Source organism: Streptomyces sp. NPDC057253 (genome assembly GCF_042669125.1).
GTDB lineage: Bacteria > Actinomycetota > Actinomycetes > Streptomycetales > Streptomycetaceae > Streptomyces.
In genome coordinates, this window is the sequence record NZ_JBHUXV010000027.1 from 66,452 (window position 1) to 90,541 (window position 24,090).

General features: G+C 70.8%; 20 protein-coding genes and 1 tRNA gene. 8 read left to right on the forward strand and 13 right to left on the reverse strand.

The annotated features are described in order from the left end of the window. The first annotated feature begins 63 nt into the window (after nucleotides 1-63). The 6 genes from ACFULQ_RS17490 (at nucleotide 64) to ACFULQ_RS17515 (ending at nucleotide 4,207) form a co-directional block, all read left to right on the forward strand. A complete protein-coding gene (locus tag ACFULQ_RS17490) occupies nucleotides 64-1,041 on the forward strand; it encodes an ABC transporter ATP-binding protein (protein WP_383544446.1) in 978 nt (325 codons plus the stop codon). Then, the gene (locus ACFULQ_RS17495; protein WP_383544383.1) at nucleotides 1,031-1,939 is read left to right on the forward strand and encodes an ABC transporter permease; all 909 of its coding nucleotides are present in this window, start codon (nucleotides 1,031-1,033) and stop codon (nucleotides 1,937-1,939) included. Before ACFULQ_RS17490 ends, ACFULQ_RS17495 begins: the two co-directional genes overlap by 11 nt. Then, nucleotides 1,936-2,847 carry an ABC transporter ATP-binding protein gene (locus ACFULQ_RS17500; RefSeq protein WP_383544384.1) on the forward strand — a complete coding sequence of 304 codons (912 nt, stop codon included), beginning with the start codon at nucleotides 1,936-1,938 and terminating at the stop codon, nucleotides 2,845-2,847. Before ACFULQ_RS17495 ends, ACFULQ_RS17500 begins: the two co-directional genes overlap by 4 nt. Before the next feature lie 10 nt (nucleotides 2,848-2,857). Next, nucleotides 2,858-3,577 (forward strand): ABC transporter permease, encoded by a 720-nt coding sequence (locus ACFULQ_RS17505; RefSeq protein WP_383544387.1) that lies wholly within the window; start codon nucleotides 2,858-2,860, stop codon nucleotides 3,575-3,577. A gap of 102 nt (nucleotides 3,578-3,679) precedes the next feature. After that, nucleotides 3,680-3,877: a hypothetical protein gene (locus tag ACFULQ_RS17510; protein WP_383544389.1), complete on the forward strand. Its 198-nt coding sequence runs from the start codon at nucleotides 3,680-3,682 to the stop codon at nucleotides 3,875-3,877. 243 nt (nucleotides 3,878-4,120) lie between these two features. Then, nucleotides 4,121-4,207 (forward strand) — tRNA-Ser (locus ACFULQ_RS17515). Nucleotides 4,208-4,366: 159 nt separating this feature from the next. On the opposite strand, the gene ACFULQ_RS17520 is transcribed toward ACFULQ_RS17515, so the two are convergent. From ACFULQ_RS17520 to ACFULQ_RS17560, 9 genes are all read right to left on the reverse strand, one after another. Then, on the reverse strand, nucleotides 4,367-5,164 hold the full coding sequence (locus ACFULQ_RS17520) for an HAD family hydrolase (RefSeq protein WP_383544392.1): 798 nt from the start codon (nucleotides 5,162-5,164) through the stop codon (nucleotides 4,367-4,369). Then, on the reverse strand, nucleotides 5,161-6,438 hold the full coding sequence (gene serS / locus ACFULQ_RS17525) for a serine--tRNA ligase (protein WP_383544394.1): 1,278 nt from the start codon (nucleotides 6,436-6,438) through the stop codon (nucleotides 5,161-5,163). The genes ACFULQ_RS17520 and serS overlap by 4 nt, the downstream gene beginning before the upstream one ends. A gap of 530 nt (nucleotides 6,439-6,968) precedes the next feature. Next, nucleotides 6,969-7,901, reverse strand: a complete 933-nt coding sequence (pheA, locus tag ACFULQ_RS17530) for a prephenate dehydratase (protein WP_383544397.1) — start codon at nucleotides 7,899-7,901, stop codon at nucleotides 6,969-6,971. A gap of 68 nt (nucleotides 7,902-7,969) precedes the next feature. Further along, nucleotides 7,970-9,253 carry an iron uptake transporter deferrochelatase/peroxidase subunit gene (gene efeB / locus ACFULQ_RS17535; RefSeq protein ID WP_383544400.1) on the reverse strand — a complete coding sequence of 428 codons (1,284 nt, stop codon included), beginning with the start codon at nucleotides 9,251-9,253 and terminating at the stop codon, nucleotides 7,970-7,972. 8 nt (nucleotides 9,254-9,261) lie between these two features. Beyond that, nucleotides 9,262-11,214, reverse strand: coding sequence for a copper resistance CopC/CopD family protein (locus ACFULQ_RS17540; protein ID WP_383544403.1), 1,953 nt, complete (start codon nucleotides 11,212-11,214; stop codon nucleotides 9,262-9,264). A 13-nt stretch (nucleotides 11,215-11,227) separates the two neighbouring features. Further along, entirely contained in the window at nucleotides 11,228-11,686 is a 459-nt protein-coding gene (locus ACFULQ_RS17545; RefSeq protein ID WP_383544449.1) for a copper chaperone PCu(A)C, read from the reverse strand. Between the two features lie 11 nt (nucleotides 11,687-11,697). After that, entirely contained in the window at nucleotides 11,698-12,354 is a 657-nt protein-coding gene (locus ACFULQ_RS17550; RefSeq protein WP_383544406.1) for an SCO family protein, read from the reverse strand. 77 nt (nucleotides 12,355-12,431) lie between these two features. After that, the gene (locus ACFULQ_RS17555; RefSeq protein ID WP_383544409.1) at nucleotides 12,432-13,169 is read right to left on the reverse strand and encodes a YcnI family protein; all 738 of its coding nucleotides are present in this window, start codon (nucleotides 13,167-13,169) and stop codon (nucleotides 12,432-12,434) included. 123 nt (nucleotides 13,170-13,292) lie between these two features. After that, the gene (locus tag ACFULQ_RS17560; protein ID WP_383544412.1) at nucleotides 13,293-14,129 is read right to left on the reverse strand and encodes a hypothetical protein; all 837 of its coding nucleotides are present in this window, start codon (nucleotides 14,127-14,129) and stop codon (nucleotides 13,293-13,295) included. Nucleotides 14,130-14,359: 230 nt separating this feature from the next. On the opposite strand from ACFULQ_RS17560, the gene ACFULQ_RS17565 reads away from it, so the two are divergent. Together ACFULQ_RS17565 and ACFULQ_RS17570 are read left to right on the forward strand one after the other, a co-directional pair. Beyond that, the gene (locus ACFULQ_RS17565; RefSeq protein ID WP_383544414.1) at nucleotides 14,360-14,806 is read left to right on the forward strand and encodes an ATP-binding protein; all 447 of its coding nucleotides are present in this window, start codon (nucleotides 14,360-14,362) and stop codon (nucleotides 14,804-14,806) included. A gap of 101 nt (nucleotides 14,807-14,907) precedes the next feature. Further along, the gene (locus tag ACFULQ_RS17570) at nucleotides 14,908-15,777 is read left to right on the forward strand and encodes an alpha/beta fold hydrolase (RefSeq protein ID WP_383544416.1); all 870 of its coding nucleotides are present in this window, start codon (nucleotides 14,908-14,910) and stop codon (nucleotides 15,775-15,777) included. 118 nt (nucleotides 15,778-15,895) lie between these two features. Here the strand turns inward: ACFULQ_RS17570 and fxsT are convergent, their stop codons facing one another. The 4 genes from fxsT to ACFULQ_RS17590 all read right to left on the reverse strand — a co-directional run bounded on the left by fxsT (nucleotide 15,896) and on the right by ACFULQ_RS17590 (nucleotide 24,001). Then, the gene (gene fxsT / locus ACFULQ_RS17575; RefSeq protein WP_383544418.1) at nucleotides 15,896-19,861 is read right to left on the reverse strand and encodes an FxSxx-COOH system tetratricopeptide repeat protein; all 3,966 of its coding nucleotides are present in this window, start codon (nucleotides 19,859-19,861) and stop codon (nucleotides 15,896-15,898) included. A 91-nt stretch (nucleotides 19,862-19,952) separates the two neighbouring features. Then, nucleotides 19,953-21,254: a TIR-like protein FxsC gene (locus ACFULQ_RS17580; protein WP_383544420.1), complete on the reverse strand. Its 1,302-nt coding sequence runs from the start codon at nucleotides 21,252-21,254 to the stop codon at nucleotides 19,953-19,955. An 88-nt stretch (nucleotides 21,255-21,342) separates the two neighbouring features. Next, a complete protein-coding gene (locus tag ACFULQ_RS17585; protein ID WP_383544423.1) occupies nucleotides 21,343-23,769 on the reverse strand; it encodes an FxsB family cyclophane-forming radical SAM/SPASM peptide maturase in 2,427 nt (808 codons plus the stop codon). A 37-nt stretch (nucleotides 23,770-23,806) separates the two neighbouring features. After that, on the reverse strand, nucleotides 23,807-24,001 hold the full coding sequence (locus tag ACFULQ_RS17590) for an FXSXX-COOH protein (RefSeq protein ID WP_383544426.1): 195 nt from the start codon (nucleotides 23,999-24,001) through the stop codon (nucleotides 23,807-23,809). Nucleotides 24,002-24,090 lie beyond the last annotated feature (89 nt).

A 24,090-nucleotide genomic window follows, 5' to 3' on the forward strand; every position in this document is an offset into this window, starting at 1 on the left:
CCGAGACAGCTCTACGGAGTGACGACCGGCGTGGTCCACGTCACTACATTCGATGACGTGACTGTGATCGCGACCGAAAGCCTGAGCAAGCGGTTCCCCCGGGTGACCGCGCTTGACCGGCTCTCCTTGGACGTCGGACCCGGTGTGACCGGACTCGTCGGAGCCAACGGAGCCGGCAAGTCCACCATGATCAAGATCCTGCTGGGTCTGTCCCCCGCCTCCGAGGGCCGCGCCGAAGTGCTCGGGCTCGACGTCGCGACCAAGGGCGCCGCCATCCGCGAGCGCGTCGGCTACATGCCGGAGCACGACTGCCTGCCGCCGGACGTCTCGGCGACCGAGTTCGTCGTGCACATGGCCCGCATGTCCGGCCTGCCGCCCACCGCCGCACGCGAGCGCACCGCGGACACCCTGCGCCATGTCGGCCTGTACGAGGAGCGCTACCGCCCCATCGGCGGCTACTCGACCGGCATGAAGCAGCGCGTGAAGCTCGCCCAGGCCCTGGTCCACGACCCGCAGCTGGTCTTCCTCGACGAGCCGACCAACGGCCTCGACCCGGTCGGCCGCGACGACATGCTGGGCCTGATCCGGCGCATCTACACCGACTTCGGCATCTCGGTCCTGGTCACCTCGCACCTGCTGGGCGAGCTGGAGCGCACCTGCGACCACGTGGTCGTCATCGACGGCGGCAAGCTGCTGCGCTCCAGCTCCACCACCGACTTCACCCAGACCACGACCACCCTCGCGGTCGAGGTCACCGACACCGACGAGCACCCGGACGGCACCCGCGCGGTGCGCGAGGCGCTCCACGCGCGCGGGGTGGAGGTCCTCGACTCCACCAGCGGCCTGCCGGGCGCCGGCCACATCCTGCTGCTGACCGCGCAGGGCGAGGAGACCTACGACGTCGTCAGGGACGTCGTCGCCGACCTCGGTCTCGGCCTGGTGCGCATGGAGCAGCGCAGGCACCACATCTCGGAAGTCTTCACCAGCGAGGACGCGAGCGACGACCAGAAGCGGAAGGAGGCCGTCGGCCATGGCAGTTGAGCACCCGGTCACCGCCCCCTCGGGCGACCAGACCCGCATCCACAACATCGGCTACCGCAGCTACGACGGCCCGCGCCTCGGCCGCTCCTACGCCACCCGCTCGCTGTACTCGCAGTCCCTGCGCGGCGCCTACGGCCTCGGCCGCTCGGTGAAGTCCAAGGTGCTGCCGATGCTGCTGTTCGTCGTGATGTGCGTGCCCGCAGCCATCATGGTCGCCGTCGCGGTCGCCACCAAGGCCAACGACCTGCCCGTCGACTACACCCGCTACGCGATCATCATGCAGGCCGTCATCAGCCTGTACGTCGCCTCGCAGGCCCCCCAGTCCGTCTCGCGCGACCTGCGCTTCAAGACCGTGCCGCTGTACTTCTCGCGGCCCATCGAGACCGCCGACTACGTCCGCGCCAAGTACGCGGCGCTGGCCTCGGCGATGTTCATCCTGACCGCCGCACCGCTGATCGTGCTCTATGTCGGCGCCCTGCTGGCCAAACTCGACTTCGCCGACCAGACCAAGGGCTTCGGGCAGGGACTCGTCTCCGTGGCACTGCTCTCGCTGCTCTTCGCCGGCATCGGCCTGGTCATCGCGTCCGTCACCCCGCGCCGCGGCTTTGGCATCGCCGCCGTGATCGCCGTCATGACCATCTCCTACGGCGCGGTCTCCACCCTCCAGGCCATCGCCGACGCCCAGGGCAGCGGCAGCGCCATCCCGTGGATCGGCCTGTTCTCGCCGGTCACCCTCATCGACGGACTCCAGTCCGCGTTCCTCGGCGCGAGCTCGGCGTTCCCCGGCGCGGTGGGCCCGAGCAACGGCGAAGGGGTCGTCTACGTCCTCGCCGTCCTCGGCCTGATCGCCGCGAGCTACGGCCTCCTGCTGCGCCGCTACAAGAAGGTGGGACTGTGACCACGCTCCAGATCGACCACGTCTCCCGCTGGTTCGGCAACGTGGTCGCCGTCAACGACATCACCATGACGATCGGCCCCGGTGTCACCGGCCTGCTCGGCCCCAACGGCGCCGGAAAGTCCACCCTCATCAACATGATGGGCGGCTTCCTCGCCCCCTCCACCGGCACCGTCACCCTCGACGGACAGCAGGTGTGGCGCAACGAGGCGATCTACCGGCACATCGGCATCGTCCCCGAGCGCGAGGCGATGTACGACTTCCTCACCGGCCGCGAATTCGTCGTCGCCAACGCCGAGTTGCACGGACTCGGCGCCAAGGCGGCCCAGAAGGCGCTGGCCACGGTCGAGATGGAGTACGCGCAGGACCGCAAGATCTCCACGTACTCCAAGGGCATGCGCCAGCGCGTGAAGATGGCGTCCGCCCTGGTCCACGACCCGTCGCTGCTCCTGCTCGACGAGCCGTTCAACGGCATGGACCCACGTCAGCGCATGCAGCTCATGGACCTGCTCAGGCGCATGGGCAACGAGGGTCGCACGGTCCTGTTCTCCTCCCACATCCTCGAAGAGGTCGAGCAGCTCGCCTGGCACATCGAGGTGGTCGTGGCCGGACGGCACGCGGCCAGCGGTGACTTCCGCAAGATCCGCCGCCTGATGACGGACCGCCCGCACCGCTACCTGGTGCGCTCCAGCGACGACCGCGCCCTCGCCGCCGCGCTGATCGCGGACCCGTCGACGTCCGGCATCGAAGTCGACCTGGCCGAGGGCGCGTTGCACATCCAGGCCGTGGACTTCGGCCGTTTCACCGCGTTGTTGCCCCGGGTCGCGCGCGACCAGGGCATCCGGCTGCTCACGGTCTCGCCGTCCGACGAGTCCCTCGAGTCCGTCTTCTCGTATCTCGTCGCGGCGTAGGAGGCCGAAGATGTACGACCCCACAGTCGCCCGACTCACCTACCGGGCCCTGCTCGGCCGCCGCCGGGCCCTCATCCTGGCCGCGCTGCCCGTCCTGCTGATCGTGATCTCCGTGATCGTGCGCGCCCTGGTGGGCGCCGACGACCAGACCGCCTCCGACCTGCTCGGCGGGCTCGCGCTCGCCACCATGGTGCCGATCATCGGTGTCATCGCGGGCACCGGCGCGATCGGTCCGGAGATCGACGACGGCTCGGTGGTGTACCTGCTGTCGAAGCCGGTCAAGCGGCCGACGATCATCTTCACCAAGCTGATCGTGGCGATCGCCGTCACGATGGTGTTCTCGGCGCTGCCCACCTTCATCGCCGGCCTGATCCTCAACGGCAACGGCCAGCAGATCGCCGTCGCCTACACGGTGGCCGCGCTGGTCTCCTCGATCGCCTACGCCGCGCTCTTCCTGCTGCTGGGCACGGTGTCGCGGCACGCGGTGGTCTTCGGGCTCGTCTACGCGCTGGTCTGGGAGGCCCTGTTCGGCTCCCTGGTCGCCGGGGCGCGCACCCTGAGCGTCCAGCAGTGGTCGCTGGCCGTCGCCCACAAGGTCGCGGGCGGGGACCTGGTCACCTCGGACGTCGGCCTGCCGACGGCCACGGTGCTGCTGGTCGTGGTGACCGTCCTCGCCACTTGGTACGCGGGACAGAAGCTGCGGTCGCTGACGCTGGCGGGCGAGGAGTAACGGGCGCTGCGCCTGATGCGGGGCTTATTGACAGGGGCTTCACCTCTGTCCGGGCACACTGGACAAAGGTGGACGTCCGGCTGCGAGTTGAAAGGGACGGGCATGGCAGACGACTGGGACGACCTCGTGCTGGACGAGGACTTCATACGCTCCGCCGAGACCTCCGAGCCGTCTGCCCGCGCCCGTATGCTCGCCGCGCGGTGGCGCCAGGAGTCCCCCGAGCCGCAGCCCTGGCGCTCCGACGAGCCGCCCGCGGGCTGGTTCTTCAGCAGGCGCCGCAAGCGGTGGGGACGCCGGTAGTTCGAACACCCGGCCGTTTTATTCGGTGGCGCCCAACCCGGCGTCCGGGCACGATGGTTGTCGTTCCCCACGATCTGGGAGAGGAGCCGGACGATGTCCATGCACGACAGTACGTCCAGCTCCCGTCGGGGCAGCCCGCGGAGGACTCCGGTGTAGTTACGCCACCGTCGAGTCCACCGCAGGACCTGCCCGGGGCGGCCGCTTCGAGCACGCGATGTCGCTCTCGCGTGAGGCCGCCCACCCGGAGGATTGGCCGAGTGGTAAGGCACTGGCTTGCTAAGCCATGGTCGGGTTGAAAAGCCCGCGCACGTTCGATCCGTGCATCCTCCGCGAGACGTTGTCACTGGGACTCAGCCGCGCTTCTGCCGGAGCAGGTCACGAAGGGGTTCCGCTCGGTGCTGCCGCGGCCGTCGGGCCGGCAGAGCTCGCCCGTCGACCGGTTGGGCCCCGGCGGCCAGGCCCGCGGCGTGGCGGGTCCGGCCGTGACCGTCAGCCCAGCAGACGCTCCAGCACCACCGCGATCCCGTCCTCCTCGTGGGAGGACGTCACCTCGTCGGCGACCGCCTTGAGCTCCTCGTGGGCGTCCGCCATCGCCACGCCGTAGGACGCCCAGGCGAACATCGGGATGTCGTTGGGCATGTCGCCGAAGGCGATCGTGTCCGCGGCCTTCAGACCCAGGCGGCGGGCCGCCAGGGACAGGCCGGTCGCCTTCGTCAGGCCCAGCGGGAGCAGCTCCACGATGCCCTGGCCCGCCAGCGCGACCGAGACGAAGCCGCCCGCGGCCCGCACCGAGGCCTGTGCCAGCTCGTCGTCCGACAGCTCCGGATGCTGGATGTAGATCTTGCTCAGCGGGGCCGCCCACAGGTCGGACGCGTCCGTGAACGGAATCGACGGAAGCGCGCCCGTCACCGAGTACCCCGGCCCGACCAGCACGTCTCCGTCGAGGCCGCTGCGGCTCGCCGCCAGGAACAGCGGGCCGATCTCCGCCTCGATCTTCGCGAGGGCCACCGCGGCCAGCTGCCGGTCCAGCGTCACCGAGGTCAGCAGACGGTGCTCGCCGGCGTGGTACACCTGCGAGCCCTGTCCGCAGACCGCGAGGCCCTGGTAGCCGAGGTCGTCCAGGATGTGCCGCGTCCAGCGGACACCGCGTCCCGTCACGACGATGTGGGCGGCGCCCGCCGCGGTGGCCGCGGCGAGCGCGTCCCGGTTGCGCTGGGAGACCGACTCGTCGGAGCGCAGGAGCGTGCCGTCGAGGTCGGTCGCGACCAGCCGGTAGGGGAAGCTCACCGGGCGACCGGCTCCAGCAGTTCCCGACCGCCCAGGTACGGCCGCAGCACCTCGGGAACCCGGACCGATCCGTCGGCCAGCTGGTGGTTCTCCAGGATCGCCACGATGGTGCGCGGTACGGCGCACAGCGTGCCGTTGAGCGTCGCCAGCGGCTGGACCTTCTTGCCGTCGCGCATGCGGACGGCCAGGCGGCGGGCCTGGAAGCTGTCGCAGTTGGAGGCCGAGGTCAGCTCGCGGTACTTGCCCTGGGTCGGGATCCACGCCTCGCAGTCGTACTTGCGGGAGGCGGAGGCACCGAGGTCGCCGGAGGCCACGTCGATGACCTGGAACGGCAGCTCGAGACCGGTGAGCCACTGCTTCTCCCACTCCAGGAGCCGCTTGTGCTCGTTCTCCGCGTCCTCGGGGGCGACGTAGGAGAACATCTCGACCTTGTCGAACTGGTGCACGCGGAAGATGCCGCGGGTGTCCTTGCCGTAGGTGCCGGCCTCGCGGCGGAAGCACGGCGAGAAGCCGGCGTAGCGCAGCGGCAGCTTGTCCGCGTCCAGGATCTCGTCCATGTGGTACGCGGCGAGCGGGACCTCGGAGGTGCCGACCAGGTAGTAGTCGTCCTTCTCCAGGTGGTAGACGTTCTCCGCGGCCTGGCCGAGGAAGCCGGTGCCCTCCATCGCGCGCGGGCGGACCAGCGCGGGGGTGAGCATCGGGGTGAAGCCGGCCTCGGTGGCCTGGGCGATCGCCGCGTTGACGAGGGCGAGCTCCAGGAGGGCGCCGACGCCGGTCAGGTAGTAGAAGCGCGAGCCGGACACCTTGGCGCCGCGCTCGACGTCGATGGCGCCCAGCGCCTCGCCGAGCTCCAGGTGGTCCTTGGGCTCGAAGCCCTCGGCGCCGAAGTCGCGGATGGTGCCGTGCGTCTCCAGGACGACGAAGTCCTCCTCGCCGCCGACCGGGACGTCGGGGTGGACGAGGTTGCCGAGCTGCGCGGCGAGGCGCTTGGTCTCCTCGTCGGCGTCGTTCTGTGCGGCCTCGGCGGCCTTGACGTCCGCCTTGAGCTGCTCCGCCTTCTGGAGGAGCTCGGCGCGCTCCTCCGGAGTGGCCTTGGGGATGAGCTTGCCGAGGCTCTTCTGCTCGGAACGCAGCTCGTCGAAGCGGACGCCGGACGACCTGCGCCGCTCGTCGGCAGACAGGAGGGCGTCGACGAGGGCGACGTCCTCTCCACGGGCGCGCTGGGACGCGCGCACTCGGTCGGGGTCCTCACGGAGCAGGCGAAGGTCAATCACGCGGCCAAGGCTACCGGTGCAGGGATACGGCCCACGACTCACTATTCGGGTCCGCACCAAATAATGGCTTACGTTCCGTTATGGGGGAATTGCGGAACGTGTCAATGAAAGGCGCCCCGGATCCCCGGGACGAAGCAGGTGCGAGGAGTCGGGTTGACTCGACTCCCTTGTGCGGGGCGGGAATTGGCGGACCGTTGTCCACAGGAATCCACACCCCGGGAAAGTTATCCACAGGCTGTGCGGAGGATCTGTGGACTCCGGAATTGATCACTCCGAAACATGGGGATCACGACGAGGATTCCCGGCGCAAACCCCTGTCTACCCCTACTTTTGAGTGGAAAGCGGTCACTCCAAAGGGTTACGCAAGGGAAAAGAATGGACGAAGGGTGATGTGCGCGAGCGTGGACGCCGGAGGGATCTGTACGCCGATTTGTCGACAGGGTCGCGCTCTGGTGTCGACTTGTCCCCAGGTCGAGAAGCTCGCCTGTGGATAACTCCTGTGGATAACTAAAATCTGCAGGTAAGACAGGTCAGAAGCGCCCGTCCTGGCACCGCGCCACCCAGTCCGCGGCCGCCATGAACTCCTGGTCCGAGGTGCCGGGCAGCGGCGCCAGCAGGTCTTCCTGTCCTTTGTCCGCACGCGGGTACGAACCGAGGAACCGCACCTCGCGGCAGATCCGCTTCAGCCCCATCAGCGCCTCCGCCACCCGGCGGTCGGTGATGTGGCCCTCGGCGTCGATGCAGAAGCAGTAGTTGCCGATACCGGCGCCGGTGGGCCGGGACTGGAGCAGCATCAGGTTGATACCGCGGGTGGCGAACTCGCCCAGCAGGTCGCGCAGCCCGCCGGGGTGGTCGTCGCGCTGCCACAGCACCACGGACGTCTTGTCGGCGCCGCTCGGAGCGGCGGGCCGGGCCGGACGGCCGACCAGCACGAACCGCGTCTGCGCGTTCTCGGCGTCGTGGATCCCGGTCTCCAGTGCCTGAAGGCCGTACCGGGCGGCCGCGAACTCCCCCGCGAAGGCCGCGTCGTACTGACCCTCCTGGACCAGCCGGGCCGCGTCCGCGTTCGAGGCGGCCGACTCCCAGTGGACGTCCGGGAGGTTCTTCTTCAGCCAGTTGCGCACCTGCGGCTGGGCGGCCGGGTGCGCGGAGACCGTCTTGATGTCCGTGAGCCTGGTGCCCGGCCTGACCAGCAGCGCGAAGGTGATCGACAGCAGCACCTCGCGGTAGATCATCAGCGGGGCGCCCGCGACCAGTTCGTCGAGGGTGGTGGTGATGCCGCCCTCGACGGAGTTCTCGATCGGCACGAACGCCGCCTCGGCCTCACCCGCGCGCACCGCGTCCAGCGCGGACTGGACCGACACGTACGGGATCAGCTCCCGGGTCGCCGCCTCGGGAAGCCTCCGCAGCGCGACTTCCGTGAAGGTGCCCTCAGGGCCGAGATAGGCATAGCTCGCTGGCATGACCTCACCCTAATGGCCCTTGTGGAACGGAGCCCGCCCGTCTCACGACCGGGTGAACCTGCGTGACCTCACCCCTCCAGCAGCCGCTGCCCCACGTACTCCCCCTCCGCCGCGCCGCCCGGCACCGCGAACAGTCCGCTGGACTCGTGCCGGATGAACTGGGAGAGCGCGTCGCCCCGGTCGAGCTTGCGCTGGACCGGGACGAAGCCGCGCAGCGGGTCGGCCTGCCAGCAGACGAACAGGAGCCCGGCGTCCGGCACGCCGTCCGTGTCGATGCCGTCATGGAAGGAGAACGGGCGGCGGAGCATGGCCGCACCCCCGTTCTGGTCGGGCCGGGTGATACGGGCGTGTGCGTTGATCGGCACCGCCAGATCCCCCTTGGCGTCCGTCTTCTCCAGGTCCATCGCGGTGGTCTCGGTGCCCCCGGACAGTGCGGCCCCGTTGGCCTTCCGGCGCCCGATGACGGCCTCCTGGGCCCCGAGCGACAGCTTCTCCCAGTCGTCGAGCAGCATCCGGATCCGTCGTACGACCGCGTAGGAGCCGTTGGCCATCCACGCCGGGTCCTTCGCGCCGGAGGCCGGGACGAAGATCCGCTCGTCGAAGTCGGGCTCGCTCGGCTTGGGATTGCGGGTGCCGTCCAGCTGGCCCATGAGGTTGCGGGCCGTCATGGGGTGGGCCGTGGCGCCCGGGGTGCGGTTGAAGCCGTTCATCTGCCAGCGGACCTTCGCCGCGCTGCCCGCGTCCTTCTGGATCGCGCGCAGGGCGTGGAAGGCGACCAGGGCGTCGTTGGCGCCGATCTGCACCCACAGGTCACCGTCGCTGCGGGCCTTGTCGAGGTGGTCGGAGGAGAAGTCGGGCAGTGGGTCGAGGGCGACCGGGCGCTGCTTCTCCAGCCCGGTCCGGGAGAAGAAGCTGTGCCCGAAGCCGAAGGTCACCGTCAGGGACGAGGGCCCGGCGTCCCGGGCGACATCGGTGTCGTCGGACCCGGAGGGCTCCCCGGCCATGAGCCTGCGAGCCGTCTCCGACCAGCGACGCAGCAGCGCCGCGGCCTCCTTGCGGCCCGCACCCGCCGCCAGGTCGAAGGCGACGAGGTGGCCGCGCGCCTGGAGGCCCTCGGTGATGCCGGGCTGATGTTTCACGTGGAACATCACCTCGGTGCTGCCCACGGAGGTCAGCGGAGTCGCCGCAGCGGGCGCGGCCGCATAGCCCACGGCCCCGCCGGCCGCGCCGAGCACGAGCCCGGTGGCGCCGGCGGTGCCGAGCAGGGCACGCCGTGAGATGCCCGGTCCCGAGGAGGGGTTCTCATCCGCCGAGGCGCCTGGGTCGACGACGGGGAGGGACGGTTCAGCCATGGTGCGGGTCAGCCGATCTGCGCGTTCTTGGAGACGGTCGTCTGGTCGATGTCGGAGGTCCGCACGGTCACGGCGATCTTCCAGTCGCCGGCCATGGGGATCTGCACGTTGCTCGCCGACCAGTGGCCGGTGGTGATGTGGTCGGGGGTGATGGCCAGCGGCCCGATCTTCTTCGCCTCCAGGGTGAGGGCGACCTTCACCTCGGGGATGTCGAAGGCGCGGCCGTTGGGCCGCTGGACGTAGACGTGCATCTCGTTGCCGCCCACGCGTGCCGGGTCGACGTCGACTGTCACGACGCCCTTGCCGTCCGTGCCGCCGGTGTCGAAGGACATGTCCAGGGTCACGGCCCCGGACCCGGCCTGACCCGAGGTCGAGGAGGAGGAAGACGAGGCAGCCGCCTTGGCCGCCTTGGCCTCCTCCTCGGTACGGCCGGGTTCGGTCTGCGTCAGCACGGTTGTGACGGCCAGCAGGACGACCGCGACACCCGCCTCGGCGAGCACCGAGCGGCGCAGTCCGAACCGGTGCGGATCGGCGTCCCGCGTCCGCTTCTGCCGGGCGGTGTCCATCGCGGCCTGCTGCCGGGCGAGTTGAGCGGCCCGCTTGGAGCCGCCGCCCTTGGCGCCACCGGCCTTCTTCGCGGCGCCGGAGTCCTTGGCACCGCCGGCCTCCTTGGCAGAGCCGGAGGCGCTCGCGGCCACCCGCTCCTTCTGAGGTGCCCGCTTGCCCGGTCGTACGACGGTGTCGGCCAGCTGGGCCGTCCAGCGCCGTGAGATGAACGCGATGCCGACCAGCACCGCCACCAGGCCGATCTTGACCAGCAGCAGCTGCCCGTACCGGGTCTCGGTGAACGCCGACCAGGAGCCGAGCTGTCGCCACGACTGGTAGACGCCGGTCGCCACCAGCGTGACCACGCTGCCGAAGGCGACCTGGGAGAACCGGCGTACGGCGGCCGACTCGACCGGCGCGTCCGACCGGTACAGCGCGACGAGCAGCGCGCTCAGTCCGCCGAGCCAGGTGGCGACGGCGAGCAGATGGAGGACGTCGACGGGCATCGCGATGCCCGTCTGGAGCCCGACCGAGGCGTGTTCGGCCATCGCCCAGCTGGCCGCGAGTCCGGCCGCGACGACGGTCCCGCCGATCGCGAGCCCGAAGGTGAGGTCCCGCTTCTCCTCGTCCTCGCGCTTGTCGTAGGCGCCGAAGAGCACGGAGATGAACAGGGCGGCGGCCGCGAGCAGCAGCAGCCGGGAGACGAGGGCCGCGCCCGACTTGGTCTGCAGGACGTTGCCGAGCAGGTCCAGGTCGAAGACGTCCCCGAGCTTCCCGGAGCCCGTGTAGGAGCCGCGCAGCAGGAGCAGCAGCAGGGTGGCCGAGGTGAGCGTGAGCCAGCCGCCGACGACGAACCGCTGCATGGGCCGCACTCCGGCGCCGCGCTGCCAGCAGGCCAGCACGAAGGCGGCGCCGCCGACCAGCACGATGAAACCGGCGTACGACATGTACCGGCCGAAGCCGTACAGCCAGCCGACGACTCCGCCGCCCGCGGTCTCCCCGGAGACCGAGACGGAGGTGACGGAGGGGGCGCCCACGGAGAAGGTGAAGGCGCCGGCGACGGGGTGGCTGTCGGCGGAGACGACCTGGTAGGTGACGGTGTAGGTGCCGTCGGGCAGGCCGCTGTGCACCTTGACGGCGTAGGTCGTGCCGCCGACCTCGAACGGCTTGCCCTGCTGGACGGCCTTGCCCTTGGGGTCGAGGACCCGCAGCGAGTTGTCCGACAGGGCGACCTTCTCGGAGAAGGTCAGGGAGACCTGGTCGGGTGCCTTGTCGACCACCACCCCCTGCTGGGGGTCGCTGCCGGTGAGCGCGGCGTGCGCGGAGGCGGGTCCGGCCGTGGTCAGCAGCAGACCGGCCGTGGCCAGGAGCAGCAGCACCAGGGTCCGGACGCGGGGGGCGATGGTCTGCGTCAAGGTGGTCCCTCCCTCAGTGTCCGGTCGTGGGGACGTACGTCGCCGACTTCACCGGCATCTTCACGACGACGGGGTCGGACTGGGCGAAGTGCAGTTCGACGGTGATCGTCTGGCCCTGTTCGGGCTTGCGCTTCAGCTTGTCGAACATCAGATGGTTGGCGCCGCTTTTGAACACGAGTTGACCGTGGGCCGGGACGGGCAGGCGGGAGACCTCCTCCATCGTGCCGCCGGTGGTCTCGTGCATCGTGATGGCGCCGTCGTCACTGGTCACCGAGGTCAGCTCGTCCTGCGACGAGCCGGGGTTGGAGATGGTCAGGAAGCCGGCGGCCATGTCGGCGGAGACGGGCTGCGGGATGTAGGCGCCGGAGACGGTGAGGTCCTTCGCGGAGGCGTCGGCGTCCGAGCAGCCGGCCAGGACGAGGGCGCCGACCAGGGCGAGAACGCCGGCCCCGGCGAGGGCGGCCGCCGACATCGCCGTACGCCTCACGGGTTCTGTCCCTTGATGATCTTGGGCAGGTCCTTGGTGTAGTCGTCGACGGTGGCGTCCTCGCCGTACAGGACGTACCCCGCGTCGGTCTTCGGGGAGAAGGCGATGACCTGGGTGCCGTGCACCGAGACGGTCTTGCCGGTCTTCTTGTCCTTGTGGGTCGGCTCGATGGAGATGCCGAGGGTGCGGGCGGACGCCTGGATGGTGGCGAAGTCACCGGTCAGGCCGACGAACTGGGAGTCGATGCCCTTGAGCCACTTGCCGAGCTCGGCGGGGGTGTCGCGGGCCGGGTCGGTGGTGACGAACACGACGGACAGCTTGTCCTGCTCGGACTTCGGCAGCTGCTTCTTCGCGACGGCGATGTTGTTCATCGTCAGCGGGCAGATGTCGGGGCAGTGGGTGTAGCCGAAGTAGATCAGGGTGGGCCGGCCCTTGGTCGCGGCCCGCAGGTCGTACTTCTGGCCCTTGGTGTCGGTGAGGACCAGGTCCGGCTTCTCGAACGGCTGGTCGAGGACGGTGGCGGCCTTGTCCGAGCCGGCCTCCTCGGAGACGACGGAGACGGGCGAGGAGCTGTCGTCACCGCTGCCGCAGGCGGAGAGGGTGAGGGTGGCGGCGGCGACCAGGGCGGCCGCGGCGAACATCTTCTTACGCATATCAGAATGTCCCAGATGTAAGGGTTCTGGAGTGCGCCGGGGTCCCTACGACCCCGGCGCACCTCCGCGGAACGGGGTCAGGCGTCGCTGCGCCGACGGCCGGCGAGCACGCCGTACGCCACGCCCAGGGCGCCGACGACGATGCCGACCACGCCGAGCACGCGGGCGGTGGTGTCACTGCTGTCGGCGGGGGCGGCCTCGGTGGTCGCGGCGGCGTTCTCGGTCTTGGCGTCCGCCTGCTCGGCGGCCGTCGAGCCGTGGTGTCCGTCCTCGGAGGCCGCGGACAGGGCGAGGACGGGAGCCGGCGCCTCGGGCTCCTCCGCGCCGTCCTCCTGGACCTCGATCCAGCGCACGACCTCCTTGTTCGAGTACGTCTGGATCGCCTTGAAGACCAGTTCGTCGGCGTCCTCGGGCAGGGCGCCGACGGAGAGGGGGAACTTCTCGAAGTAGCCGGGCCGGATGCCGCCGTCCTTGCCGGTGGCGGTCCAGGTGACCTTGGAGACGGCCTCGGTGATCTGCTCGCCGTGCAGCTTCAGGGGCTTGGCGAGCTTGGACTTGGTGACCTCGATCTTCCAGCCCGGCATCGGCTCCGGCATGACCGAGGCCAGCGGGTGGTCGGTCGGGAAGGCGACTTCGAGCTTGGTGGTGGAGGCGTTGTCACGCTCGTTGGGGACCTTGAAGTCCACCACCGCGTAGCCGCCCTTGGCGGCGGTGCCCTCGGCCTGCACGCTGACGTGCGCGAAGGCGGGCGAGGACAGGACAACCACGGCGGTGGCGGCGACGGCGCCGGTGACGGCGAGACGAGAAGCCTTCATGAAGGGCACTCCGGTTCGAAAAGGGTTCCGGTGAACAGGGATGCGCGTGCGTACACGCGCGTGCCGCACGACGGCGGCCCCTTAGTCACGTCCCTCGGGAGGTGGAGTGGTGGTCGCGTCGCGTCAGGCGGCGAGGACGAGCCGGGTGGCGACCGGCGGCCCGCGGCGGATCACCGTGTGCTGAAGTGCCGTGGTGCGCGGTCGGTGCGGCGCGCACGACGCCGTCAGCGGCGCACGCGGCCCGACCTCGGACGCCCCCGGCAGTCCGGCTCGCAGGGCGCGCACCAGCGCGAGCGCCGCGCGCAGGGATCGTACGAGCACCCCTTCCGCCACCGAATGCGCCGAGTACGCGGACAACTCGGTGAGGCGGAGCAGCGCCAGGTCCGCGCGCCGCAGCAGCCAGCCGGCGGCTGCGGCCGCGAGGACGTGGCCGAGGACCATCGGCAGGGACGGCAGCAGCGACAGGGCGGAGGAGCCGGAGGGCTCGGTCATGGCGTGCGCCGCGCCGGTGCTCGTGCCGGTCCCGGCTCCGGTCCCCGGCGCGGGATACAGCCGGGCCTCGACGAGGAGCCGTTGTGCCTGGGCCGGGCTGATCGCCGCCGCCGTGGTTCCGCACAGCAGCCGTGCGGCCTGCTGGACCAGGGCGGTGTCGGACGCCTGCGGCATCGACGACATCGTCATCGTGGTCGTACCGTGCTGCCCCCACCCGAACAGCACGTGCAGCACGGTCTGTCCGACGGTCAGCAGGGTCGCTATGCCCGGCAGGGACCGCTCCCGCCCGGCGAGGGGCGCCACGACCAGGACCGCCCCGGCGAACCCCGCGCCGAGCGTCCACAGCGGGACGGTCGCGCAGGAGGCGATCGCGTGACCGGCCGCGGCCAGCACGACGCAGACCGCGGCGAACACCGCGGCCCGCAGAACCCGGAGACCCGCTCCGGAACGCGCGTGGGGGGCAGTCATGGCGGGCTCATCATCGCACTGGGCTTACCGGCGCCATACGGCAGGTCCACAAGATGACGTACGGGGGGTACGACCGGAAGGTCGCTTCTGGTCCGTCCTGCCCCACATACACCGTCCATCGCTGCCCGCACATCGCCCATATGGGCGGCATCACGTCCACGATGCGCTTACACCCGGGCGCACGCGGCAATACGTAACGGTATGTCGAGCCGCGGCCAGGAGGCAGCAGCATGAGCATCTGGTGGTCACTCCATCTGCGGCGCGAGGCTGCGAGCGTGCCGCTCGCCCGGCGCCTGCTGCTCGGCACCATGGAGACCGCGGGTGTCGATCCGGATGTCTCCTACGACCTCTCCCTCGCTCTGAGCGAGGCCTGCGCCAACGCGGTGGAGCACGGCGGGCAGCAGGACTCCTCGACGGCGTACCGGGTCACCGCCTACCTCGACGGCGAGAAGTGCCGTATCGAAGTCACCGACTCCGGTCCCGGATTCGCCCGCCCGCAGCCGGTCCCGCCGCTGCGCCCGGTGCCCGGCGAGGCGGAGAACGGCCGGGGCCTGTGTCTCATCCAGGAACTCGCCGACCACGTCCACATCGGCAACAAACCCGGTCGCCGCGGGGCCGTGGTGAGCTTCGACAAGATCCTGAAGTGGAAGAAGGACGCCCCGCTGATGGCGGTGTGATCCGATGTCATGACTCCGGGGGCTTCCGGTCTGCATACTGACCGGGGCCGGCTGCTGTGTCGCCGGAGTCACGGGAACGCCGGGCCGTGGGGGGACTGCCGATGGCGTGGACGGTATGCGCGAGGGACGGCCGGCGGCTGTCGGTCGAGGAGCGGGGGGACCCCAAGGGGCGTCCGGTGTTCCTGCTGCACGGCACCCCCGGGAGCCGGCTCGGCCCCGCCCCGCGGCCCTCGGTCCTCTACCGCATGGGGGTCCGGCTGATCACGTTCGACCGTCCGGGATACGGCGGTTCGGACCGCAGCGTGGGCCGTACGGTCAGCGCGGCCGCCGAGGACGTACGCCTGATCGCCGACGCGCTCGGCATCGGGCGGTTCGGTGTGGTGGGCCGCTCCGGGGGCGCCCCGCACGCGCTGGCCTGTGCGGCGCTGATCCCGGAGCGCGCGGCGCGGACCGGGGCGCTGGTCGGGCTCGCCCCTCCGGACGCCGCCGATCTCGACTGGTTCGACGGCATGACCGAGGCCAACGTGCATGCCTACGTCAACGCGGCGGCCGGCCGGCACCGGCTCACCGCCGCGCTGGGCCTGCGTTCGCTGACGATCCGCGCCGATCCCGCGGCCATCGTCGCCGAGATGCGCAGCGGGCTGCCGGAGTCGGACCGCCGGATCGTCGCGGACGCCGGGATCCAGGCCATGCTGGAGCGCAACTTCGCGGAGGGGCTGCGCAGTTCCGCCGACGGCTGGGTGGACGACGTGATGGCGTTCAGCACGGGCTGGGGCTTCGACCTCTCGGGCATCACCGCCCCCGTCGTCCTGTGGCACGGCGCGGAGGACATCTTCGCCCCGGTCGAACACACCCGCTGGCTCGGCCGCAACATCCCCGGCGCCCTCGTCGAGGTCGAACCCGACGCGGCCCACTTCGGAGCCCTCCGCGTCATGACCCGCTTCATCGGCTGGGCTTCCCACCACGAGTGACTCCGTCGGCGGACCGGCTGGGCTCGCGGCACCGTACGCCTTGCCCACCGACCCCAGCCGACCCGGAGCCGGCCTCACCCCGGCCGACCCGGAGCCGGCCCCACAACGACCACCCCCCTCACACCTGCTGCGGCTCCAGATCCCGGTCGATCCGCCGCCACTCCGTCGTCGCCTCGCTCAGCGGATGCGTCTCGCCCAGCCGTTGGACCAGTTCCGTCTCCGCCTCCTGGTGGAGCCTGGTGGCCTCCTTGTCGTGGCCCAGGGCGCGGAGCGTGATCGCGAGGTTGGCCATGCTGGCCAGCGTGTCGGGGTGGGTGGGACCGAGCCGTTTGCGCAGCCCCGTCACGGCGAGCCGCTCCCAGTGCTCGGCCTCCTCCAGGCGGCCGAGGTCGGCGAGGGCGTTGGCCAGGCTGGTCCCCGCGCTGAGGGTGGCCGGATGCTCGTTGCCGAGGGCCTCCGCGAGCGCGGTGTGAGCCTGTTCCGCCAGCTCCGCGGCCGTCGCCGTCTCACCGAGGGCCCGGTGATAGGTCGCCAGGTTGTTGATGCAGAACATCGTGAACGGATGCTCGGGCCCGAAGGAGTTCCGGTACCCCTCCAGCACCTCGGTGACCTGCCGTACCGCCCGCTGCGCCCCCTGGTCGGGATCGGTCGCGAGATAGTCGGCGGCGAGATTGAGCCCGCAGGCCAGCTCCTCGGGAATGGAGCGGCCGTACCGGTCCCGGTAGCGCGTGTGGGTCTCCCACGTCTGCTCGCTCAGCTGCAACGCCTCCGCGTGCCGCCCCGCCCTGCGCAGCGACACCGCGAGGCTCTTGTCCACCCTCAGCACCTCCGGCACATACGGGTTGAGCACCTGCCCGAACAGCTCCCGCACCTGCCGCAGGATCTCCACGGATTCGTCGTACTCGCCCAGTTCCCGCAGGTCGCGCGCGTAGTGGCTGCGGGTGGTGAGGGTGTAGGGGTGCAGCGGGCCGTCCAACGCGGTACGGCGGCGCACGGTGTCCTCGTCGAGCCGCCGGGCGGCCTCGCTGTCCCCGGTGAGCCGGTGGTCGATGGCGAGGTTGTTGGCGGAGCGCAGGGTCCGCGAGTGATCCTCGCCGAAGATCTCCCGGAACCCGTTGTAGTTCCGCTGGTCCAGCTCCAGCGCCTCCTTGAAACGGCCGAGCGCCCGCAGGTCGGCGGCCACGTTGCCGGAGGTGATGAGCAGGGACGGGTGGCCGTCGTCGAGGAGCTGGCGCTGCCGGGCCAGGGTGTCCTCGTCCATCTCCCGGGCGGCCTGGTACTCGCCCTGCGAGCGCAGGATGTTGGCCAGCTCGAACCGCAGGTTGAGGATCTGCTCGTCGTTGGAGTCCGCGAACTCGGTGCTCCAGAACTCGTCGAGCTGGGTGCCCAGGGTGCGCGCGAGATGGAGTTCGCCGCGCTTCCACAGGTAGCGCATGCGGTCCACCATCAGCTGCCGGGGCTCCTCCTCGGCGCACTCACGGATGTTGGAGGGGACCAGGTGCGGCCAGATCACCTCGAACTCGGGCCACTTGGCGGGGTCGTCCACCGCGTCCTCGGAGGGCCTTATGGCGGCGAGGATGCGGTGCACCTCGTGCACGGTGTCCTCGGCCACCCGCGGGTCCATGCTGTCGCGCACCGCGGCCTGCACCAGCCGGTGCACCTGGATGGAGTTGTCGGTGGCGTCGACCTTGGCCAGCGCGAACCGGTTCAGCGCCTGGGTGACCTTGCCGAGCATGTAACGGGCGCGCAGGTCCTTGTCGTACGGCAGCAGGGCCTTGATCATCGCGTCACTGCCGACCAGGGACATCGAGATGGGCTCCGCGGACAGGAAACTGCACAGTTCGAGGAGGCGGGCCGCCGCCGGTGACTCGTGGCGCAGCCGGGCCACGGAGATGTTCCAGGTGGCGCCCACCGAGGACGGGTACTCCACGGCGTTGACGGCGGCCTGGACCGACAGCACCTGGGTGCTCTGGTCGCGCAGCTGCTCGATGTACTCGCCGACGGGCGTGGCCGTGGTCGCCAGCCAGGCCGCCGCGACCTCGATCGCCAGGGGCAGGTCGCCGACCGCCTCGGCCACCAGGGCCGCGTCCTCCTCGCGCAGCCCCGGCACGCGCGCGGTCAGGTGCTCGACGCTCTCCTCCCGGGTGAAGACCTCGACCTCCACGGTCCGCACCCGGGTCGAGGTCGGCTTGGTGCGGGTGGTGACCAGGAGGTGGCCGTAGACGTCGTCCGGGATCGGTCCGGTCTGGTCGCTGAAGCGGTTCAGCACCTCGTCCAGGTCCTCGACGTTGTCGAAGACCAGCAGCCAGCGCTTGTACGGGCGCCCGGCCCGCAGTGCCTGGAGCGCGGCCACGGCGGCCTCGGACACGTCGTCGCCGATGCCCGGGGCGAGCCGCCGCCCGAGGTCGGCGAGCTTGGGCGCGACCAGGTCGGGCTGTTCGGCGTCGACCCACCAGACCAGGTCGTAGTCGGGCTTGAAGCGGTTGGCGTACTCACGGGCGAGCTGGGTCTTGCCCACTCCGCCGAGACCGTGCAGCACCTGGGGCAGCCCGCCGCCGGGCCCGACGGTGACGAACTGCCGGCGCACCTGCTCCAGGATCGAGGAGCGGCCGGTGAAGAACGGGTAGCGGGGCTGGACGTTGGACACACTGGTGCTGCTGTTGGGGAAGCGGGCCCCGTGCGGCCGGGTGGAGGGCTGCGGCGAGCTGGGCCGGCCCAGACCGGTCAGCAGGGCGGCCGTCGCCGTCTCCTCGTCCAGCCGGGCCAGGTCGATGGTGCCGCCCCGGCTCGCGTACGGGATCTGCTGGACGTCCCCGACGCGCAGCGCGACCGGCTGGTGCTTGCTCGGGCCGCCCGAGTGCACGGTGGCCTCCCACGCGGCCTGCGCGGTGCGCGAGCCCAGGAAGGCGGGGGAGACCACGGCGAGCGCCCGCTGCGAGCCGCCGGACACCGCCTCCGAGCCGAGCTCCAGGGTCGTCATCGACCGCAGGTCCTGGGAGGTCACCTCGAAGCGTGCCTCGCGCAGCACCGCCTCCAGCCAGTCCGCCCACATCCGGTCCTCGGAGACGTACTGCAACAGCAGCTTCGACGGCGGCAGGGGGCGGCGGCGGGTGTAGGCCGCGACGTACTGGTTGCGCTTGACCTCGTTCATGGCCGGCAGTGAGGTCACCCGGCCCCCGGTGACGACGGAGGTCAGCCGCTCGCAGGCGGTCAGCATGGAGCTGGCGACCTTGGGCGGGTCACCGAAGGGGGCGAGGATCTCCTCGTAGGCGTAGTAAGGGCGGTAGGGGATCTCCACCGAACCCCAGTAGGCGGTGAGTTCGTCGGCGTCCATGCCGCTCGGCAGGCCGTCGAAGCGTTCGCGGGCGAGCGCCCGTCCCGCGTCGACCTTGTCCTTCTCGCCGTCGTCGATGCGCATGGCGACCGGCAGGATGCGGATGCCCTTGTCGTCGTACCGCTCCTCGATGTGCTGGGCGACGGCGGCGGCGCCCTCGATGCTCTGGTCGCTGAGGGTGTAGCAGACCACCAGGGTGCTGGGCATCTGCACGGTGCAGATGTCGGCGAGGTCGCTGTGGCCGGTGCGGCTGTCGATCAGGGTGAAGTCGTAGTAGCGCTCCATGTCCGCGCGCATCGCGTCGAAGAACTGCCCGCCGCCGTAGCTGTTGTAGAAGCTGTCCCAGTCCATGTTGCCGACGATCGGGTAGTCGCGGTGGCGCATGCCGGCCGACAGGAAGTCCAGGCTGCCGGGCTCGGGGAAGGCCCAGTCCAGGGAGAGGGCGTGCGGGCGGACCCGGGCGTAGTGGCGGTGCCAGTCCGGTTCGCGGTCGGGCAGGTCGCGCAGCGCCTCACGGCGGTAGTCGTCTATCAGGTTGATCAGGCCAGGGGTGGCCTGCATTAACGAGGGCTTCAGGAACGGGTGGAAGAACCTGTGCAGACCCGGTGCCTCCAGGTCCCAGTCGACGGCGAGCACGCGATACCCGTTGGCGGCCAGGATCCAGGCCACGTTGGCGAGCGCCATGGTCCGGCCGGTCCCACCCTTGTACGAGTAGAAGGTGATCACTGAACCCTTGCGGTTCTCGGTCATGGAGCCCTCCGCTGTGTAGGCCTTGCGCTTCCCTCGTGCCGTGTGCGCCGGGGTCCTGCGGGCGGGTCCGCGCAGGTGGCCGGCGTCGCGCTCAGATCTGGGATCCCAGCCTGGGCAGCCGCGGGGGATCGATGGGTGGCCCCTTCGGCGGATAGGTTCTCGCATGGGCCTCGTAGTAGTTGACCGCCTGTCGTACGGCCTTCTGGAGTTCGAGCTGGAAGGCCTCCAGGGTGCGTATGGCACCGCCGGGCGACCGGTGGCCCGAACCGACCACCTGCCGTGCGGCCAGCACCCGGTCGGTGAGCTCCTGCAACTGCCGGTCCCGCTCCGGGGGGATGGTGTCGTCCCGGTGCTGCGGGATCATCACGCTGATCCAGGGACGCTGCCGCTCGGCCAGCTGAGCCATGAGTTCCGTCACGCGCGGGGAGTCCAGGGCCCACCGGTCGAGCAGCAGCAGGGCGGGTGTGGTGGGCGGGCCCATGGTGAGGATACGGTCCGACTCGTTCTCGAAGTCGCTGACGGTGACCCGGTAGTTCATGGCCCGGACGAGGTCGGCGGCGTGCTCCGCGAGGGAGCGGGTGGAGACCGGATGGTAGGGGTTCCATTCGAGCGGGGTGTCGCCGTAGTAGTCGGCCGCCCGGCCCGGTGGCAGGTCGGACCGGGAGCGGGCGATCACGGTGACGTCGAACTCGGGCAGGTGGGCGCTGTCCCCGAAGGCGCTGGGCAGTGACTCGTACTGCCGGTAGACCTGCCCTTCCTCCAGGTCGATGGCCCTGCTGGCGCGCACGATCCGCTGGGCGAGCCGGTAGACGGCGAGTTCGTACTGGTCCTTGAGATAACTGAGCTTGGTCAGTCCGTAGAACCCCTCCGCCGCGTAGTCCTCCCCGAAGTCCGCGTGCTGGAACTGGAGGTCCTTGGCCACCTGGGGAAGCTGGGCGAGTTCCACCGGTACCCATAACGCGGGGACGATGGCGCTCTCGCGTGACTCCCCGCGCAGGGTGCGGCGGTAGATCTCCCGCTGCGAGAACGCCCACCACTCGCGGCCGCACTGTTCACTGATGAAGTACCGGGGCGAGTACAGCGGCACGAACACCTGGCAGCGGGCCAGGTTCTCCGACAGCTCGTCCGTCCACCGGGTGCCCAGCGCGATCCCCTGGTCGAGGAATCCGGCCCTGGCACCCACGGGTAACGACGTCATCTCCAGGATGTGCGCGCACAGGCCGTCGTAGAGCTTTTTCACCCACGCGTTGGGGCCGGCGATCTCGGAGTCGTTCCGCGGTGTGTGCGCGTAACTGAGGAAGAAATACGGCCGCCCATTCCTGGGGTCGTCTGGATCCCCTCGCACGAATACCCCCCGATACGCCGTCCGACCGAGCTTCAGTGTAGGAACCACCGCCTCATCAGCGAAACGGTACGGCGGACCCGACTGTGCGAACGGGGATATGTCGGAAGGGGATATGACGGAGTGTCGATCCCCGGCATCAGTCCCCGGCCGTGGTCCGGACCTTGTGGTCCGCCGCCGTGCGCCGCGCGCTGATCAGCGCGTCGGCGCTCACCGGTTCCGTCAGCCGGGTCGCCACGGTCTCCCCCATGGCCGTCACGAAGCGCTCGCCCAGTGCGGTCAGGGCGCCGGAGCCGATCAGGGTGTCCACGGCTTCCGCGGTCTGCTCGCGCCACCGGGCGAACCGGATCTCTGCGTCGTGCGCCGCGGCACCGTGCGTGCTCCGCAGCCGGGCGCGCCAGTAGTCGACGACGGCGATGTGCGCGTACGTCCCCTGCAACAGCCCTTCCAGCGGACGCGGATCGGGGCGCCAGGGGGCGTAGAACAGCCGCTCGCAGGTGGGGTCGTAGAGGTCCGCGACATCGAGTACGGCGCCCAGCTTGACGTGCTGGAACTCGTGGACCAGCAGACAGGCCAGGGTGTGGGGGGCGCCGGGCCGGGCGATGCCGACCGCGCCGAAGGCGTCCCGGGCCGCGGAGCTGATGTCCGCGCCGGCGGCGGCATCCCGCAGCGGGGTGACGACGCTCAGGCCCGCGGCGATTCCGGGTGCGTAGGCGGGCAGTTCACGTCGGATCCACTCCCACGCGGCGGCGAGGTCCTGGTGCCACCTCTCGGCCGCCGCCGCGGTCAGCCGGGCCCGCACGGGGTAGCCGTGGGCGTCCCGCCAGGGGTCGGTGTCCTCCAGGGCGACGGCCCAGCCCGGCAGTTCGAACCGGTGCCGGCCCCACCACGCGGGATCCACGGAGGACTTGCGGCCCACGGTGTGCTCACGCCCGGCGATCCGGACGATGAAGCCCTCGTCCGTGCCGGAGGTGACCTGCGCAGACACCGATGCCGATGCCGATGCCGCGTCCGCCACGACCAGCGAGCCGAGGGTCGGCAGCCGCAGCACCCCGGAGCCGGTCGGCACGGTCACGGAGCCGGCCCGCCCGGAGCGCAGCAGCGCGGCGGCGGCCAGTTCCGCCACTCCGCGCATCGCGATCGGCCCGGCCTCGCCGTCGCCGCGCAGCACGCGCTGCGCCCAGGGGCGCAGATAGGGGTGGGCGAGGACCGCGTCCACCGACTCGGGCGCCTCGGCGTCGAGGACCGCGAGGGTCTCCCAGGCGGCCGTACCGGTGTCGTCGTGCGGGCTCTCGTGCCAGACGGCGGCGAGGAGTTCGCGGTTGACGGTGAGTTCGTGCCGGGCCAGCCGGTCCACCGCGTCGGCGCCGCCGAACCCGGCGGCGATCTCGGCCAGGTGCGTGTCGTCCAGGGGGAGGTGGGGCATCGGCGTCCTCGATGGTTCCCGGTCGCGGATCCCGGTGATCAGCTGCTTCAGGTCGGCGCAGTACACGGACGGGTTCATGAAGGTGCCGCTGCCGCCCTCGGAGCGGTAGCGGTGTGCGTACAGCCCTCCCCCGCACGAGCGGACGACGGGACAGTTCCGGCAGGTCTCGCACAGCCCGTCCAGCCCCTGCTGCCGGGCGGTGATACCGGGGTGCAGGGCCATCTCGTCCAGGGAGTTGACGGCCACGTGCAGACCGGTGCCGGGCGCTCCGTCGTACGCGGTCTTCAGGGAGTCGGCCTGTTCGAGCGCGCCGTCGGTCTCGATGACCGCGAGTTCCACCGGCGCCAGCCCTAGGGACTCGGTGAGGCTGCTCGCCCCGCGCAGGGTGCGCAGCACGGAGTCCAGGACCCGCACCCCCATGGGCCGGCCGGCGGCGCTCCAGCGGTCGTGGACCCGCAGCAGCCAGTCGCCGTACGGCGTGGCGGAGGTGCCGGTGTCGGGGCGGGGCGGGGGCTCGTCCCAGGTGGCGTGGGGGAGCAGGAAGTCGATGCGGGGCGGGGCGAGTTCGGCGAGGGCGTCGTAGACGGTGACCGGGTCGTTGCGCAGGTCGACCGTGCAGAGCAGGCCGGCGAACAGGTGCCGGTAGCGGGGGCCGCGCAGCAGGTCGATCGCGTGCAGGACCCGGGTGTGACTGCTGCGGCCGTCACGGTAGCGGCGGTGCAGGTCATTGGCGGCGCGGTCGCCGTCGAGCGAGATGCCGACCTTGATGTCGTACTCCGCGAACAGCTCGCAGAATTTCTCGTCGAGGGTGACGCCGTTGGTGTGGATGCGCAGGTCGAGGGCGCTGATGCCGGACAGGGCGGTGGATAAGCTCTGCGCGGCCCGGCGGAGCCTGGTCCGGCCGGCGAGGAGGGGTTCCCCGCCGTGCAGGACGACGTGCACGGTGTCGAGCCGGTGGGTGCGGGCGTGGTCGGCGATGCGGCGGGCCGTGAGGTCCAGCAGCTCGTCCGAGATCACCGTCGGCCGGCCTCGCCAGCTCTGGTCGGCGTGCTCGAAGACGTAGCAGTGGTCGCAGGCGAGATCGCAGCGGCTGTGCATCTTCAGCACGAACTGGCTCAGGGGGTGCGGTGAGGGGTCCATCAGCGCACTGCGCGTTTCCTGCCCGGGGGGACAGGGGTCAGACGGCCGACTGGAACGCCGCGACCGAGACCTGGGCGGGCCCGCGGTCGGGGTTGCCCTGCGGGACCACACGGGTGAGGGCACCGGAGCTGAGGCCGTCCGCCCGGGCGGCGAGGCGCACCAGGGGGATCCGCTCCCCGGCGGTGGACTGCTTCCCCGGCTCGTCGGCCGCGGTGGTGGTGGGCGTGTTCATGGACGAACCTCGATCTTCCGTGTGCCCGCTGGTCGGTCCACGTAAGGCGGATATTACGGACATCCGGAGCGCATCGCGCGCTAACACGC